14 protein-coding genes are annotated in these 17,022 nt (G+C 59.3%); 6 read left to right on the top strand and 8 right to left on the bottom strand.

The window, feature by feature from the left end:
* The 8 genes from VEJ16_15080 to VEJ16_15045 all read right to left on the bottom strand — a co-directional run.
* A partial coding sequence (locus VEJ16_15080; GenBank protein HYB10989.1) for a DUF4387 family protein occupies positions 1-260 on the bottom strand: 260 nt, incomplete at its 3' end.
* Positions 261-263: 3 nt separating this feature from the next.
* Positions 264-1,670, bottom strand: coding sequence for an acyclic terpene utilization AtuA family protein (locus VEJ16_15075; GenBank protein HYB10988.1), 1,407 nt, complete (start codon positions 1,668-1,670; stop codon positions 264-266).
* A 38-nt stretch (positions 1,671-1,708) separates the two neighbouring features.
* The gene (locus VEJ16_15070) at positions 1,709-2,800 is read right to left on the bottom strand and encodes an ABC transporter ATP-binding protein (protein HYB10987.1); all 1,092 of its coding nucleotides are present in this window, start codon (positions 2,798-2,800) and stop codon (positions 1,709-1,711) included.
* Positions 2,797-4,482, bottom strand: a complete 1,686-nt coding sequence (locus VEJ16_15065) for an iron ABC transporter permease (GenBank protein HYB10986.1) — start codon at positions 4,480-4,482, stop codon at positions 2,797-2,799. Before VEJ16_15065 ends, VEJ16_15070 begins: the two co-directional genes overlap by 4 nt.
* A gap of 31 nt (positions 4,483-4,513) precedes the next feature.
* Positions 4,514-5,560, bottom strand: coding sequence for an extracellular solute-binding protein (locus tag VEJ16_15060; GenBank protein ID HYB10985.1), 1,047 nt, complete (start codon positions 5,558-5,560; stop codon positions 4,514-4,516).
* A gap of 82 nt (positions 5,561-5,642) precedes the next feature.
* Entirely contained in the window at positions 5,643-7,037 is a 1,395-nt protein-coding gene (locus tag VEJ16_15055) for an amidohydrolase (GenBank protein ID HYB10984.1), read from the bottom strand.
* A 303-nt stretch (positions 7,038-7,340) separates the two neighbouring features.
* Positions 7,341-9,761, bottom strand: a complete 2,421-nt coding sequence (locus tag VEJ16_15050) for an FAD-dependent oxidoreductase (GenBank protein ID HYB10983.1) — start codon at positions 9,759-9,761, stop codon at positions 7,341-7,343.
* Positions 9,762-9,912: 151 nt separating this feature from the next.
* Positions 9,913-10,572: a GntR family transcriptional regulator gene (locus tag VEJ16_15045; protein HYB10982.1), complete on the bottom strand. Its 660-nt coding sequence runs from the start codon at positions 10,570-10,572 to the stop codon at positions 9,913-9,915.
* Between the two features lie 486 nt (positions 10,573-11,058).
* On the opposite strand from VEJ16_15045, the gene VEJ16_15040 reads away from it, so the two are divergent.
* The 6 genes from VEJ16_15040 to VEJ16_15015 all read left to right on the top strand — a co-directional run.
* Complete coding sequence (locus VEJ16_15040; GenBank protein HYB10981.1) at positions 11,059-12,291, top strand: ABC transporter substrate-binding protein; 1,233 nt, start codon at positions 11,059-11,061, stop codon at positions 12,289-12,291.
* A 16-nt stretch (positions 12,292-12,307) separates the two neighbouring features.
* Positions 12,308-13,177 carry a branched-chain amino acid ABC transporter permease gene (locus tag VEJ16_15035; protein ID HYB10980.1) on the top strand — a complete coding sequence of 290 codons (870 nt, stop codon included), beginning with the start codon at positions 12,308-12,310 and terminating at the stop codon, positions 13,175-13,177.
* Positions 13,177-14,184: a branched-chain amino acid ABC transporter permease gene (locus VEJ16_15030; GenBank protein ID HYB10979.1), complete on the top strand. Its 1,008-nt coding sequence runs from the start codon at positions 13,177-13,179 to the stop codon at positions 14,182-14,184. The genes VEJ16_15035 and VEJ16_15030 overlap by 1 nt, the downstream gene beginning before the upstream one ends.
* Positions 14,177-14,929 carry an ABC transporter ATP-binding protein gene (locus VEJ16_15025; GenBank protein HYB10978.1) on the top strand — a complete coding sequence of 251 codons (753 nt, stop codon included), beginning with the start codon at positions 14,177-14,179 and terminating at the stop codon, positions 14,927-14,929. The genes VEJ16_15030 and VEJ16_15025 overlap by 8 nt, the downstream gene beginning before the upstream one ends.
* Positions 14,923-15,627 carry an ABC transporter ATP-binding protein gene (locus VEJ16_15020; protein ID HYB10977.1) on the top strand — a complete coding sequence of 235 codons (705 nt, stop codon included), beginning with the start codon at positions 14,923-14,925 and terminating at the stop codon, positions 15,625-15,627. Before VEJ16_15025 ends, VEJ16_15020 begins: the two co-directional genes overlap by 7 nt.
* A gap of 173 nt (positions 15,628-15,800) precedes the next feature.
* Positions 15,801-17,022 (top strand): NADH:flavin oxidoreductase (locus VEJ16_15015; GenBank protein HYB10976.1); only part of this gene is annotated, 1,222 nt, incomplete at its 3' end.

The raw sequence follows: 17,022 nt of genomic DNA, 5'->3' as shown, positions 1-17,022 counted from the left end.
CTCGGCGCCTTTCGATAGATGGTAAATTTGATTGCAAGCCCGGGCTCGAATTCGACGTGATCGCTGATGCGCGAATCCGATATGCCATAGATCTTGCAGACGGCCTCGCGAGATAGGACTCGACTGCGGCGAACGACGTCGTACGCCGCCTTGTCTTGGAAAATCACGTCAAAGGTTATCTTGTCCACGCCGGCATTTTTGCTCCGAATCGTCTTGGCCAGAGACACCAGTGGCCGAACGCGCACGCCGGCATCGATCATTACTTACGCTCCTATTTCGGTCACATGAACCGGGAAGAACTCTAGGGGGTGATCGATTCGCATTGTGTGATTGAGCGTCCATCGATAGGCCGGCGTCGCCGGCATGACCTCATCAAGCATAAAAGCGACGCCGCCCGCGGTTCCTTTCACGTTCGGCAGACGAGCATAAAACATCTGCCGCGTTCCAATCATGCAAATCTCTTCAGCCATCTCCCCTGTGGACGCCACGCCCTGGACGACGATGCAAAGTTCGTGAGCTGGACGATTACGCATTGGCTCTAGTTCGCCGAGGATTCCATCGCGGCCGTACACGGTGTAGGTAAGTTGATAACCTTCGTCACCATAGCGCTCTTTAACAGCAGCTTTGGCCCAAGCAATCACCTCGTCGATGCGAGAGATCGTATAGGGGTCTCGCACGCCGGCGATCCCCACATACCTCTCGCCGACTTTGCCAGCACCCTCCAGTTTCACCCGCAACTCCTCGGCTGGAATGAAGCGTGGGCCAGTAACCCGCGTCGTACGGTCATCGAACTGCTCGTAGACGCAGTCGCGCATGTCGATATGGCCGCCGAGAAAAAATTCAAAATAAGGATTGCCTCGCTCGTACATTGAGTGCGCCGCAACCGAGGCGACCGTGCAGCGCTGTTCCGGCAACATCGCCGTCACCTTTACATCCTTCATGGTGATTTCGCCGATGATGGACTCCTTGCCAGCATAAGGCTCGGCGCAAAACGAGGCGCACTCCATGACTTTGCCGTAAAAATAGGAAAGGCCTTCCGGAAATCCCCTTCGGATCGCAGGGGCTGCAAAAATCGCGCAGTCGCTGCAGCGGCCGCCGATGATGACGTCTGCACCCATGTCGAGCAGTTTGATAAACGGATGAACGCCTGCAACGGCGACGATGCGATCGCTGGCATCGAGCTCGGCAAGCGTGAGGTCCGGCCGGCCGTCGAGACCACGGATGGGATCGTTTGCCTCAATCTTCGCGCGCACGACATCCTTCGAAACCTCGGAGTAGAAATAACCGAGCTTGAAGGGCGGAATCCTGTGCCGTTCGGCAAGCTCCTTCACGATCTCGACATAGCGATCGACGCGACTATTTGTCCCCGTGTCACCGGCCGAGCCGATTATCATCGGCACCTTGAGTCGCCGCGCGCCGAGAAGCATGGCCTCGATGTCGTGCCTTTGCCAGGCAAGCGGACTCGCACTTCCGTCGGAGCCCAGGGGACCGGGCCCGCAATCGCAACTTCCGGAATCGCACGCGATCAGGTCGGGCTCGGCCGCGAGCCCAAGCTGGAAACTGCCGAGTTTGGTCGGTGCGAAACCGAGATGGCCGTTCGGACAAAGTATGCGCAGACCGCGATTAGCGCGCTGCCGATCTTGGATGGTCGAAGCGCCGGCGGCCGTCATTGCATCTACTCCACAGTTCGCCACCATTACACTGCATGCTATTCCCGAAGAACCACACAGCGGTCGGGATCGACCGACCATCGGACGGCTCGACCTTCCACGATCTCAGAGCGCGGCCGGCCATGAGCACAGATCTCGATCGGTCCCGAGCGGACATAGTAGTGGGCAACGTCACCTAAGAAAAGTGACCGCGTCACAATGCCCGGGGTTCCTTCCGCCGGCGCAGCACCCGCAGTCTCGAGTCGCACGTCAATGGGCCTAAAGCCAATCCTCGCAGGATGCGACGCTGCTGCAGTTATCCATGAATTTAGAACTCGAAGCACGACATCGGGCGCGAGCCTTGCCTCGACCATCTTGCGGTCGCCGGAAATGGGATAAAGTTCCGCATCGAAGATATTCTTCATGCCGAGAAAGGCGGCGACGAAGGACGTTTTGGGCGCGCAATAAATCTCGCTTGGCGCACCCTGTTGCTCGATGCGTCCGCCTCGCATTACGACGATCCGATCCGAAAGCGCGAAAGCCTCTTCCTGGTCGTGCGTGACGTATACTGCGGTGAATCCCAATTGGCGGCGAAGGTCGTTCAACTCCTCACGCATTTCCGTTCGTAATTGCGCGTCCAAATTGGACATTGGCTCGTCGAGGAGAAGGACTTTGCTCTCATAGGCGATGGCTCGCGCAAGCGCGACGCGCTGTTGCTGGCCGCCCGATAGTGCACTCGCCGGACGGCCGGCGACAGCAGACAAGGTGACGAGAGAGAGTGCACGCTCGACGGCTGGGCGAGCCTGTCGTCGCCCTATTCCGCGCACACGGAAGCCGAAGCCAACGTTATCGAAAACGCTCATGTGGGGCCAGATGGCGTAGGATTGGAACACCATCGCAAGGCCGCGCTTTTCCGGCGGTACATTTCGGCCTTCGTCGGCATCGAATATAACCTTGCCATCGATCACAATGCGCCCGCTCTTCGGGGTCTCCAATCCTGCGATTGTTCGCAAGGTTGTCGTCTTCCCGCAGCCCGATGGGCCGAGAAGCGTCACATGCTCACCCTGGCTCACAGCGAATGTAACGTCTTCGACGGCAACGAGCGGTCCATATCCGGCGGTAAGGTGCTCGACCTCCAGAAATGCGCTCATACGCGGATCTCGCGGCGAAACTGCAAGAAACCGAGCAGGACGAGGAAAGTGATCGCGAGCTGAACGACTCCGAGGGCAGCCAGCGCGTTGACATTGCCCGCCTCCCAAAGGTCGAATACTGCGACCGAGAGTACCGTCGTGCGGCTCGTGTACAGGAGGATCGAAGAGCTGATTTCCTGCAGAGATAGGATGAATAAAAGTGTCCAGGTGGAAATCAATGTGGGGCGCGTCAATGGATAGGTGATCCAACGAAGCATCTTTGTCCAGCTCGCACCCGTAATGCGAGCCGCATCCTCGAGTTCGACGTGCAGGGAGCGAAGTGCCCCGGAGCCAGCCCGCACGCAGATGGGAATGTAATGTGTCACATAGGCCACAAGCAGGATCCAGATCGTGCCGTAAATCGGAAGCCACGTGGCCCGGACATATACCCAAAGCACGCCAAGGGCCAACACCATCGATGGCACGGCAAGTGGAAACATGCTGACTTGGTCGAGATAAAGGCGCAATCGGCTACGTGTGCGCACGATAATCCAGCTTGTACCGAGCCCTAGAGCGCATCCGACGGTGGCAGTCGCGATTCCTAAAATGATGCTGTTCTCCATTGCGAGATATGTTTTGGGGTATTCGAGCAGGACGTACCTAAAATGCCGGAAATCGAATGACATCAACTTGAAGTCGACAGTGATGAAATTCACGAGTGCGGCCCACACGAGCGTCGCAAGGGGCAGGATCACAGCCGCCGTAATGTAGAGCCAGGCGACGACGGCAAGCGCGTATCTAGTCGATCCAATCTCGAGAATGCGAGGCCGATATGCCTTGCCGGTGATCGTCACGAAAGAACGGCGATTGAGGAGGGCTGTCTGCATCCAAACGAGAAGAGACGTTATACCCAACAGTAACAGACCCCAAGCGGCGGCTTGATTGACCCGGGGCGGGAAATTGTTGAGCGAGCGATAGATCTCGGTTCCCGCAACGTAGATCCCGCTGGGCATACCCAGGACCGCGGGCACGCTGAACAGGCCCATCGTTTGCACGAAAACGAGCAATGCACTACCGAGAATTGCCGGTAGCATCAGCGGAAGCGTTATCAACCTCAGCGATTGGAAAGTAGTTGCCCCGTGGATGCGTGCGCTTTCTTCGAGCGATGGGTCCATCCCCCTCAGTGCGGCACTGACCAGCAAGAACGGCAACGGCACGTATGCCAGTGCGGAGACGAATATAATTCCGCCACTAGTTTGCAGATTCAAGAGGCCGTCGACCCCCAGAACTTGCCGGCCGAAAATGTTGATCAGTCCGCCTCGCGGTGAGCCGAGCCAGGACCAGGCAATAGCCGTGAGCAACGGCGTTATATAAAGCGGCAACGTTACGAGCTGCGACAACAACGCGCGGGACGGCGTATTGATCCGCGCGAGAAAGAGCGCAAGAGCGCCGCCGACTATACTGGCGAACAAGGTTGTACCGACGGCGATGGTCACGGTGTTCGCAATCGTGCGCGTCGCACCCAGTACGGCAATGAAGGGCTGTGCGCTGAGGCCAGCCGGATCCGTCACGGCGGCGATTGTGACCGCCACGAGTGGCGAGATGACCAGAAGCGTCAAGACAACGCTCAACCCAAGAGCGACAAGCCGCTCCGTCGAAACGTCGGCGGCGCTCAAGCGACAACCGAGCTTTTCGAAGCACACGCCGCCAATCCTGGCACGAAAGGGCGCCACGCTAGCTTTTGAAGAAGGTATCGAAATGCTCTGGAAAAGTGGCCGCTGCCTTTTCGTAGTCGGCCAAATCCTGTGGCAGTAACGGATGGGTCTGATCGAGCGGCAACTGCCCTACCGGCGGCTCCACGTCCCTACGACTCGAATACACATTGAATATATCGTGCGCCAGGAGCGTATTGCCGTCGTGCGAGAGCGCGAAGTCCACAAACAATTTTGCAGCGTTGGGGTGCGGGGCGTCCTTCAGAATGGCGATCGGCGCAAGGGCCAGAGGCATGCCCTCCTTGGGGTAAACGGCAACGATGCCCGCCTTGACAGCATCGGGCTCAAAGGCGCGGAAATGATCAACTGTAGCGCCGACGAGAGCCTCGCCGCGAACCAGCAAATCGATGAGCTGCGCAGCCGTCGCGACAATAATTGGCTCCTGTGCTCCCCACTTTTGCATGAACTCGGTGCCAAGCAGCTTTTCCAGGATATACATTTGATTGAATGCCGTACCGGCGGCGGCGTCTTGAATGATCAGCTTCCGGCCCTTGAATTGCGGATTAAGAATGTCGACCCACGCCTTCGGCGCTTGCTCCGGCGAAAGTACGTTCTTGTTGTAAGCCATGATGACCCCGATGATCCGTGCCGTGGTCCAGAGATCGTCGCCGTGGGCGTCTGCCGGATAGGCCGCGAGTTCGGGGGAATGGTAGGATAGCAAGTGGCCGGTCCGCGCCATCGTAAGGAACGGCACCAAATTGGCGACATGCAACACGTCGAAGCTCAGGTTTCCCGAGTTGACCTCGGCGTTGACGCGCGCGAGCACGCGGCCGGTCGGCGCCGAGTAGTAACCGCTGTTCACGTCCAGGAAGGGGTACCTCGCGCTGAATGCATCCATGAATTTCGGAAAGCCCGCGGCCGAGACCGAAGTCGCGAACGCAAGCATCCCTTCCTTCTTCGCCCCCTCGACCAACGCCAACGGCTCCTCAGCCGCCGCCTCTAAATACCGAAGGGACAAAGCGCCCGCCAAGAAACCTTTCAATATCGCGCGCCGATTGACCCTGGTCATGACGCCCTTGCAGAGTCACGCGTGGCGTCACCGTGCCGCGACTGTCCGGAAGATCGGCCGCAACATTCGCTCTCCATGGGTATCAGAGCACCGGCCATTTCGGCTTGATGCGCTCACCGAGTCCGGAGGCTGCCGCGATGCGCTCGCCGCGGCGCTGAGCCTCGGCGAGAATGCGCGGCTCGTCGAGGCTCAAGACAGCACCTCGCTCCATCAGCACTTTGCCGTTGCAGATCACCGTATCGGCCCCGCCACGCGAGGAATAGATCAGGTTGGCGAGCGGATTCAGCACGGGCCGCCATTCGACGCCGCGCGTATCGAAGACGGCGATGTCCGCCTTTTTCCCGACCTCGAGGGAGCCGATCTCATTGCTCCATAATGCCGCCTTGGCGCCATTGAGGGTGGCCATCTCGAGCATGGTCTCGGGCGGCATGATAGTGGGGTCGAGGCGTTGCGCCTTGCACCCACCGGACGCAAGAAACATCTCCCGAACGATATCAAGATAGTTGCTCGACATCGCGGCGTCGGATCCGAGTGCGACGGTTACCCCGAGCTCGATCATCTCCGGGAAGCGGCCGAACTCGATGCTTCCCATGCCGAGGCGGTAGCCCGTCGACGGCGTGCAGGAGATTTTGAGGTCGTGCTTCATGCTCAGCACGATCTCCTTGGGACTCGCCCACCCGAAATGGATAAGGCACATGTTGGGGCCGAGCGCCCCGAGCTTCTCCATGCGCTCGACTTCGGACATGCCATATTTCATGCGCGAACCAGCAACCTCGTCGCGCGATTCGCAGGCATGCAACACGACGCCAACGCGGTGCGCGTCCGCCTCGCGCTTGATCTGTTGAATAAGCTCGTCTGAACAGCCCGAGAGGATGCGAAGCGCGAACCAGGCCCGCACGCGGCCCTCGTGGAGGCCATTCAGCTTTTCGACGACCTCACGGGCCTTGGTCACGGCGATCTCGGTCGTCTCGCGGAACATTCGCGATGGCAAAGGGCCGATCGGCGTATCGTGCACGTCAAATGCAGTGCGCGCGACGATTCCGCGAAGCCCACTCTCTCCGAGCGCCTTCGCGGTAAGTTCGGGGAAGTAGCTGCCCGGATCGATGAAGCAGGTCGTCCCTGCCCGGATAAGCTCGAGTTGACAACAAAGGGCCGACCAATACGCGTCGTCCTCCATCATCTCCTTCTCGTAGCCGTAGAGCCGTTCGAGAAGATGTTTGGGGATGTCGCAACCGTCGGCCAGGCCGCGGCCAAGTTGTTGTGAGTTATGAACGTGAGTGTCGATGAGGCCCGGGAGCACGAGGCACTCGCTCGCATCGATGTCCTTATCGGCGCGGAACCGATCCACGACGTCCGCTGTCTTGCCGACGGCGACGATCCGATCGCCCTCGATCGCGACGGCGCCGTCGGTAAGAATGCGCCGCCCGGGGTCCATGGTAACAAGCCAGCGCGCATTCCTGATTAGAATCCCACGCATGCGCTTTCGCCCTTCGGCTCGCCGCGGATGACCGCTTATGTTTGACTCTTTTACCTTTTATTGCTGCGTCTTTTGTACAGCCATCCTATTGAGGTGGAGAGAAGGCGTCAATCCACGAGCGGTCAAAACCCTTTCGAACCCAGGCGAAGCGCTATCGGAATTCCAAACTGTGCACCCAATAAGAACGTTCGCTGGGTACTCGCCGATGTCGCCGACGTATTTCGACCGGCTGCGTCGCGGGATGCGACGACGTGGCGCAAAGGTTCTGCACCAAGGCGTGTGACCCTTGGATACGCGACGTTTTCAGGCACGCATGCAGGCACCCTGTGGGTCGTGTGGCGAGTTCGGGATGACTTTCGCCGCGCGCTCGACACCGACCACGTGCACAGCGAGTGGCGTCCCTACCCTCGCAACCTCCGGCGCCACCAGCGCCATGGCGAGACTCTTGTCGACGGTATGACCGTAGCCACCGGAAGTAACAAATCCAGCCATCTTTCCACTTTGCCAGACCGGCTCGTAACCTGCGGCATCGGCATCGGCAGCATCGATCTCGAGAGTCACGAGCACTCGCTCTGGCGCGGGGCTCTCCCGTTCGGCTTGTGCCGCCATCCTCCCCACGAACTCACCTTTGTCCCAGGCGATCCAGCGATCCATGCGGGTCATCCGCGGCGTATAGGCTTGCGTAAACTCGGCCGACCAGATGCCAAAGCTTTTTTCGAGGCGGAGCGAATTGAGTGCCACGAAGCCGTATTCGACGATGCCAAGGTCCTCCGCCGCATCGAGCAATGCCCGGCGAAGTCCCGTGTGATTGAGGGCGGGACAGTGGATCTCGTATCCCAGTTCGCCTGCAACCGAGAGGCGGCCGACCCTGGCACGAGCCAAACCAACGTCTATCACCGCACAGCCCATAAAGGGGAGCGCTGCCTGAGACACGTCCTGATGGGTGAGGCGCGCCAGCACATCTCGCGAGCGCGGGCCGCTCAGTGAGAAGCCGAGCGTTGCGTCCGAGATGTCGCGAACCTCAACACCCGGCTTTGCGTGGTCGGAAAACCAGCGCATGTGCCACTGGCGCAGATAGTAGGACCCGGTGATCCACCACGTTTCGTCGCCCCAATTGAAGAGCGTGAGGTCACCCTTGAGCTTGCCGTTCTCGCCGAGCATCGGCGTGAGCCGAACCCGCCCGGGACCGGGCAGCTTCGACGCCAAGAGTCCATCCAGCCACTCACGTGCCTTCGGGCCGGTCACCTCGTAACGCGAAAAGGCGGAGATATCGAGAAGCCCGACCCGCTCGCGCACCGCATGGCATTCTCCGCGCACGATGTCGAAGGCACTGGAGCGTTTCAGCGTCGGTGGTTCAACGAAGCCCTCCGTTGCGAAGTAGAGCGGCACTTCTAGACCCCAGGAATTGCCCCAGCGGCACCCGGCAGCACTCATCGCATCGTGGGCCGGCGCCGTGCGGAGCGGACGCCCGGCCGGCAGCTGCTCGTTGGGGTACGACATGACGAAGCGACGGGCGTAGAATTGCCCGGTCGTCTGGCGGATATACTCCCGGTTCGAAGCGAATTCGCCATAGCGGGCGATGTCCATTCCGTAGACATCGGTTAGCGGCTCACCGCACACCATCCACTCGGCGAGTGACTTGCCAACGCCGCCACCCTGGAGGAAGCCCGCCATCACGCCGCACGCGAGCCAATAGCCGCGTTTGCCCGCGACCGGCCCGACGAGCGGATTGCCATCCGGGGAGAATGTGAAAGCGCCGTTCACCCATTTCTTGACACCGGCGGTCTGCAGGCAGGGAAAGCGGGTGAAGCCCATCTCGAGTTCGACCGAAATGCGGTCGACATTCTCTTGCAGGAGCTCGATCCCATAGTCCCAGGGGGCACCGTCCATTGCCCAATGCTGCGGCTTCGTCTCGTAAATTCCGAGCAGGACTCCCTTTTGATACTGCCGCAGATAGGTAAAGCCCTCGAGATCGACGATGAGCGGCAATTCCCTCTTGTTCCCGAGTGCAGCCACTTCGGGGATCGTCTCGGTGATGAGGTAGTGGTGCTCCAAGGGCGAAAGCGGCAGGTCGAGCCCTGCCATTCGTCCCACGTGCTTTGCCCAGAGACCTGCGGCATTGACGACGTGTTCAGCCGTAATCATCCCCTGCTCGGTAACGAGGTCCCAGAGTCCGTCCGCCCGGTGCTTCAACTCGACGACGCGGTTGTGCTCGACGATTGTGGCGCCGCGCTTCTTCGCCGCACCGGCATACGCCCAGACCGTGCCAGTCGTGTCCACGTAACCTTCGCGATCGGCCCACAAGCCGCCAAGCACGCCCTCGACGCTGATAATCGGACAGAGCGCCTTGATCTCATCCGGCCCGATGAGACGAACATCTTCGATGCCGACCGCCTGGAAAGTGCGATAGGCAGCTTGCAGCCATTCCCAGCGTTCAGGAGCGGACGCAACGGAGATGCCACCCGTCATGTGCATGTCGATCGCCTGTCCGGACTCCTTCTCGATTTGGCTCAGAAGGTCGATCGTGTAGGCCTGCAGCACGGCGATGTTGGGATTGGCGTTGAGCGCGTGAACGCCACCGGCCGCATGCCATGACGAGCCGGCGGTCAGCACCGATCGTTCGATCAGCGCCACATCGCTCCAGCCGAGCTTCGCCAGGTGATAAAGCACCGACGTTCCAACGACGCCGCCGCCGATGACCACGGCGCGATACTGCGACTTCATTTCCATGCCTCCTCAACGGCGAATTGCGCCCCCGGCACGGGATCGACGGGGCTGAGATGGGCCGCCGCATCGACCAAGCCTAACACAGCTACATTCAACTCGGGTGATATGAGCTTTATGCAAGCTTCATAATTTCGAATTCGAGTACTTTTTAGCTGGGCGTGCCAAAGCGGCGTTCGTAGGCACGGATATAAGCCTGGGGCGATGGCTTCAGGTGTTGTCTAATGAGGCTAATCAGGTCGTCACGGCTCGAATTGCGCAACGCCTCGATCATGGCGACATGATCATGGCGAGCGCGTTCGAGCGCCTTGGGAAATGCATTGGCATAGAAGCGGATTCCATAAACCTTTTGCTCGAGGTACTTGATCGTCTCGATAAGGCACGCGTTTCCGCAGAGGCCGAACAGCGTATGGTGAAAATGCATATTGGTATAGAACACGGTTAGCATGTCATCGTTGTCGATCGCGGCACTGTGCCGTTCCTGGAGCTTGGTGAGCTTGGTGAGATCGGACGCAGCGACAGGAAAGGGAAGAATGCGCGCGGCCATCACCTCCACTTCCTCACGTACTGCATATATCTCCGTGACATCCCTCGGCATAAGATCCCGTACGATCGCACCGCGATTCGGGATACGCTGAACAATTCCCTTCTTTTCGAGCTCGAACAGTGCATGACGCACATCGCCTCGATGCGTATTGAAGCGTTCGCAGAGGTCCTGTTCGACGAGGCGCTCGCGCGGGTGGCGTCTCCCTAGGACGATATCCTCCTCCAGGCTCGTCGCGATGAGATCGTGCATGGCGCGTTCGTGCATGCGTGGTCTCGAAATCAAATCGCGTTTCGGCCGACGCCCGGTGGCGCTCGCGCCCGATCTCACCTGCTTTGTTCGTGTCGTTCGATTTAGGGTCATGAGGGATCTCGGAATCCTTCAAGGTCCTGAAATGGGCAAACGCACCGCCTGGCGACCCCGTCGACTCCTAGGCATTGCCTATCGATACTTACCAAGGGCCAGCGCCGGTGGCCCCAGGATCGCCAAATCCCAATGGCCTGGATTTGGCGTCACTTTGCAGCCCTTCGGGAACCAAGCCGAGCCCACGCACGGGGCGCCGATTAACAAGAGGCGATTGTTTACAATCCTGCAATTTATGTTGTATACATACGATACGTCAATACTTTTGCCAAATTGGGCGCGCTCGCAATCGGCGGGGCCGGCCCGTCGCAAGAAGACCGCCGCGATTCTGGCGGTCACAGCTCCCAAAAAGAAACGCCAAAGGCAGAAATAACGGTCAGGGAGATGAAAATGGGAACGTCACGGAATTGGGCCGTTGCCAGCCGGCACAGTCGAAGGAATTTTCTCAAGAAGTCCGCAGGCGGTATGCTGGCCGGCGGATTTCTCGCGGCCCTCGGTATTCTACGCAAATCTAGAGCGGCCGAGGCGGTGAATATCGGCGCACTTTATCCGGTCACCGGCAACTTTGCACAAATTGGCCAAGGATGCGTCAACGCCGCCAAGCTCGCGGTCCAAATGGTCAATGACGGCGGCGGCATCAAGTCTTTGGGCGGCGCCAAGCTCAATCTCATCATCTCGGATGTGCAAAGCGATACGACCGTGACGCGCACGGAAACCGATCGCTTGATCAGCGGCTATAAGCTGTCGGCGATTCACGGGTGCTTTGCCAGCGCTTTGACGCTGATCGCGAGCGAAGTGGCTGAACGCGCGAAAGTTCCGCTCCTGACCGGCTCAAGCTCCGACCAGCTCAACAAGGGCCGCCACTACACTTTTACACCGTTCGCGCGCGCCTCCCAATTCGCTCAAGCGCAGCTTCAGATGGCCAAGCTGGTGAGCGACAATCCGAAGGTGGCGGTGGTGTTTGAGAACACGGCGTTCGGAACGGCGACCTCGAACGGCCTGCGCGAACAGGCGCCTGAAGCGGGAGCGGAGATCGTTTTGTTCGAACCGTACTCGGCTGGCCTTACCGATGCCGGTCCCCTGATCAATAAGGTCAAGGCCTCAGGCGCAAACATGCTGTTCCCCGTTTCCTACCTGAACGACCTGATCCTCATCATCCGCACAATCAAGCAGGTTGGTCTGGAAATTGCCATTAACGGCGGCTCCGGGGGGTTTGTCATTCCCGACTTCTATAAGAACGTTGGAACGCTCGCGGACGGCCTGTTGGGTGTCGCGCATTGGAACCACGACATCGACGCCAATGCCCAAAAGGTGAACGAAGCATACAAGAGCCAGTACGGGGAATTTCTTTTCGAGTACGCCGGCGGTCTCGTCGCACAAACCTTCATGATCGCCGACGCCCTCGAACGCGCGGCGTCAACCGACCCGCAGAAGGTGCGCGACTCTCTCGCGTCGCTCGATGCTTCGGAGGGTTACGCTGCGATGTGCCCCGGCGGTCGGGTGAAATTCGGCCCTGATGGCAAGAATATTTACGCTCATCCAGTCGGCGTACAGTGGCAACATGGCGACTTGGCAACGGTGTTTCCCAAGGAAGATGCCCGTGCGCCAATCGTGAAAGCCTAGATTCAACGCGGGACCCATGCTTGCGACAGTGGCCCAAGCCGTCGTGAACGGCTTGCTTATCGGTGGAATCTACGCGCTTGTGAGTATTGGCGTCACGCTCATCTTTGGCGTGGTGAAGATCGTCAACTTCGCCCAAGGCGAGTTCGTGATGATCGGCATGTACATCAGCTACTTTCTCGCGACCCGCTTCGGGGTCGATCCCCTGGTTTCACTTGTCGTCTCGATGCCGACCCTCTTTCTTGTCGGCGTATTGTTGCAGCAATTCCTGATTCGCAGAGTTTTAGCCCTCGGCGATATGCCCCAAATTTTCCTTACCTTTGCCCTTTCCCTGCTATTGGTGAATGGTGCCCTGCTTCTGTTCACCGCGAACTACCGGACCGTGCAAACCCCGTACACGGAAACGGCGATCCATCTCGGCGCGATCTATATTGCAGTCGCAAAACTCATAGCATTTGTCGTCGCGATGTTGCTGAGCGGCGCACTATGGCTCTTTCTGCATGCGACGGATCTCGGAAAAGCAATGCGCGCTGCGGCCCAGAATCGAGACGTTGCAATGCTGATGGGCATTAATCCCGATCGTGTTTTCTGCGTTGCGGTCGGCGTGGCTTTGGCGCTTGCCGGCGCTGCCGGCTCCCTGCTCATGCCGTTCTACCCCGCCTACCCGATGGTCGGGCAGGTATTTGTATTGATGGCGTTTGTCGCCGTCGTTTTGGGAACCCTAGGCAATATCACGGGTGCGTTGATCGCGAGCCTGATGATGGGCATCGCAGAGTCGCTGGGGATTCAGTTCGTCGGCGCCGACTCGGGGCTGATCGTCGTGTTCGTTATGCTTCTGCTGACGCTCGCGATCAGGCCGAGAGGCCTCTTTGGAGGGTGGACGCGATAATGCGCAAGCCAAGCCCATCGAGCACGCTTTGGCTCGGCGCGCTCGGCGTGATCGTTCTCGTGCTGCCACTTTTGGTGTCGAGCCCGTTTGCGATCGACGTCTTCATCAGGGTGCTTCTATTTTCTTTCATTGGCGTCGCATGGAACCTGATGGGCGGCTACGCGAAGCAGCTCTCACTGGGCCATGCCGCGTATTTCGGGCTCGGCGCCTACACCTCGACGATCTTGCTCATTCGATTCGGTATTTCTCCGTGGATCGGAATCCTGGCCGGCGGGGTTGTGGCGATGCTGGCAAGCCTGCCGATCGGTGCTGTGTGTTTTCGATTGCGCGGACCGTATTTTGCGATCGCGACCATCGCGACGGCACAAGTCTTGATGCTTCTCTTTCTCAAGCTTCGCGACCTTGCGTGGGGTGCAGAGGGGGTTACGTTGCCCAACCTTGGGAATTCGCCGTGGATGATGCAGTTCGACGCTAAGGCAGCGTATTACTACATTGCGCTTGCCATGCTTGCCGTCGGCCTCTCCATCACGTACTGGATCGAGCGATCGTGGATGGGTTACTACCTGGTCGCCGTCGGCGAGGATGAGGATGCCGCCGAAGCGGTCGGCGTGAACGTGCTCAAGATCAAGCGAAACATCTATTTGATAAGCGCTTTTCTTACCGCTTTGGCCGGCACGTTCTATGTCCAGTATATCTACTTCATCGACCCGAATACCGCGTTCAGCTTCAATGTCTCGGTAGAAGCGGCTCTCGTGTCCATTGTCGGCGGAATTGGCACGTTGTGGGGTCCTGTCGTGGGCACGGTTTTATTGGAAGGGAGTTCCTCTCTTCTTCAAAGTTGGCTCGGCAGCAGCCACGGTGGGGTGCAATTGACGGTCTACGGCCTCATCCTGATCGCCGTGATTCTTTGGCGGCCGACGGGACTAATCGGCATTCTGACGGCTGCGTACGAGCGAGCCTTCCGCGCGGGCGCAGCACCGGCGACAGAAGTTCCGCTCGATGGCTGAAGCCCTCGTCATTCGCGATCTCAGCAAGTGGTTCGGCGGGCTCCGCGCCGTTCAGGGCCTCAGCTTTTCGGTCGAGGAAAACGAAACGGTTGCGCTAATCGGACCGAACGGTGCGGGTAAGACAACAAGCTTCAATCTCATCACGGGCTACCACCGGCCCGATGCCGGATCGGTGCTCGCTTTCGGCCGAGAGCTCGTGGGCTTGCGGCCGCACGATATCTGCGCCCACGGATTGGCCCGTACATTTCAAGTCGCGCGGCCGTTTGGGAAAATGACGGTGTTGGCAAACGTGATGACCGGTGCCTTTTTGCGCGTCAAGACGCCCGATCTCGCGCGCGAGCGGGCCCGCGAAGCGATAGACTTTGTCGGCCTGTCCGCCAAGGAGCATGTCTCGGCACGCGAATTGACGACAATAGACCAACGGCGGCTCGAGATGGCGCGTGCGTTGGCGACCGAACCTCGGCTGCTGCTTCTCGACGAGGTCATGGCTGGTCTCAACCCGGCTGAAATCGATCAAGCCGTGGCACTGATTGGAATGCTATCGAAGCGCGGACTGACAATCGTCATCGTCGAGCACGTCATGCGCGCCATCATGGCCGTAGCGCGCCACATCGTCGTGCTTGATCATGGCCAGAAGATCGCCGAAGGCAATCCGAGGGAGATTGTCGCAAACCAGGACGTAATCCGCGCCTACCTGGGATCCGGCCACACGCCCGTGGCGACAGTCGGAGGAGTTCAGTGCTGACGCTGTCGGGCATAAGCGCTGCGTACGGATCAGTTCCCGCCGTGAGCGACATCAGTTTGGCTGTCGGCGAGGGCGAAGCCGTGGGACTCCTGGGAGCGAATGGCGCCGGTAAGAGCACCACCTTGCGCGCAATATCCGGTCTCGTTCGATTGACCGCCGGCACGATCACATTTTTGGGCACGAGCATCTCTTCGCTACCGCCCTACAAAATCACCGAACTTGGAATCGCCCATGTCCCGGAAGGCCGCCAGGTATTTCCCGAACTGACAGTGAAGGAGAACCTTGAGATCGGGGCCTATATCGCAAGTGCCAAGGCTGAGCGTAGCCGCACGCTTGACCTGGTCTTCACTATCTTTCCCGTGCTGGCCGAACGTCGCAAACAACTCGCCGGCACGATGAGCGGGGGCGAACAGCAAATGCTCGCTGTCGGCCGCGGACTGATGCTCAAGCCGCGATTGCTGATGCTCGATGAGCCATCGCTAGGGCTTGCGCCTGTCGTCACCGATACGACCTTCGAGAAAATCCAGGAGATCCACTCGATGGGCACGGCAGTCCTCCTGGTTGAGCAGAACGTGAGCCGCGCGCTCACGTTGGTGGAGCGCGCTTATGTGTTGGAGAGCGGCAAGGTGATCATGCACGGTAGCAGCGCCGAGTTGGCGGATAACAAGAAGGTACAAACGGCCTACCTCGGGTTATAGCGACGCGCCGCGACGACGGATACAATCCCCGCGATCCAAAGCCGTCGGCTTTCGGCCGTCTAAAAGAGACCCTCGCGGAAGGTGCGATTAGCCATAAGCGAAGCATTGCGCGGGGAAAACTCATTCTCTTTCGGCAATTTTTTGCTGTGGAGTATCGTCTTCAGAGGCCCGCCATGAGAGAACCTCGCTATGACATTTTGTTCGAGCGTGTGCGGATCGGTCCGGTAATCGCCAAGAACAGGTTCTACCAGGTGCCCCATTGCAATGGCGGAGGTTATCGCGATCCTTCCGCGGCGGCCGAAATGCGGCGCATCAAATCCGAAGGAGGCTGGGGCGTCATCTTCACTGAACAGACAGAGATGCACCATACCTCGGAGATCACGCCCTATATCGAACTCAGATTGTGGGACGACGCCGACATCCCCATGCTGGCCCGCATGGCGGATGCAATGCATGAATATGGCGCCCTTGCCGGCATCCAGCTCGCTTATCCGGGGATCAACGGCCCCAATCTCTACACGAAGGAGGTGCCGCTCGGGCCCTCTGCCTTGCCGATCCGGACATTCACCAACGACCCTGTCCAGGCTCGCGCGATGGACAAGGAGGACATCCGCGATCTGCGCCGTTGGCACAGGAACGCGTTCAAGCGCGCCAAACAGGCCGGTTTCGACCTCGTGTGCCTTTATGGCGCGCATGGTTTCGGCATTATCCAGCATTTTCTCTCTAGGGCGACGAACCAGCGGAGCGACGAATACGGCGGTTCGCTGGAGAACCGATCGCGCCTGATGCGCGAATTGGTCGAGGTAGGCAAAGACACGATCGGTGACGCATGCGGAATTACGCTGCGCATCTCGCTCGACGAGATGATTGGCGATCTTGGGTTTTCCAACGCGGAAGTCCGGGACATGGTGGCCATTAATGGCGATCTTCCCGATTTGTGGGATCTTGCACACGGCACCTGGGCGAATTGCTCGAGTCCCTCGCGCTTCAAGGAGGAGGCCGCGCAAGAGTCGCTCGTCTCCGGCATTCGCGGACTGACGTCCAAGCCCGTCGTCGGGGTTGGGCGCTTCACGTCACCCGACGTGATGGTGCGAATGGTGAAGTCGGGCATCCTCGATTTCATCGGCTGCGCCCGCCCCTCCATCGCCGACCCGTTCCTCCCAAAAAAGATCGAAGAAGGCCGCATCGAAGACATCCGCGAATGCATCGGCTGTAACATCTGCATCACCGGCGACATGACAATGTCGATCTCGCGCTGCACGCAGAATCCCACCTTCATGGAGGAATGGCGAAAAGGGTGGCACCCCGAGCGAATGCAGCCCAAGGGTTCGTCAGATAGCGTGCTGATCGTCGGCGGGGGCCCGGCGGGGCTCGAAGCAGCTCGGGCGCTTGGCC

It is taken from the genome of Alphaproteobacteria bacterium (genome assembly GCA_035625915.1).
Taxonomy (GTDB): domain Bacteria; phylum Pseudomonadota; class Alphaproteobacteria; order JACZXZ01; family JACZXZ01; genus DATDHA01.
The sequence above is the reverse complement of the archived record's forward strand: the minus strand, read 5'-3'. Positions and strand labels throughout refer to the sequence as shown.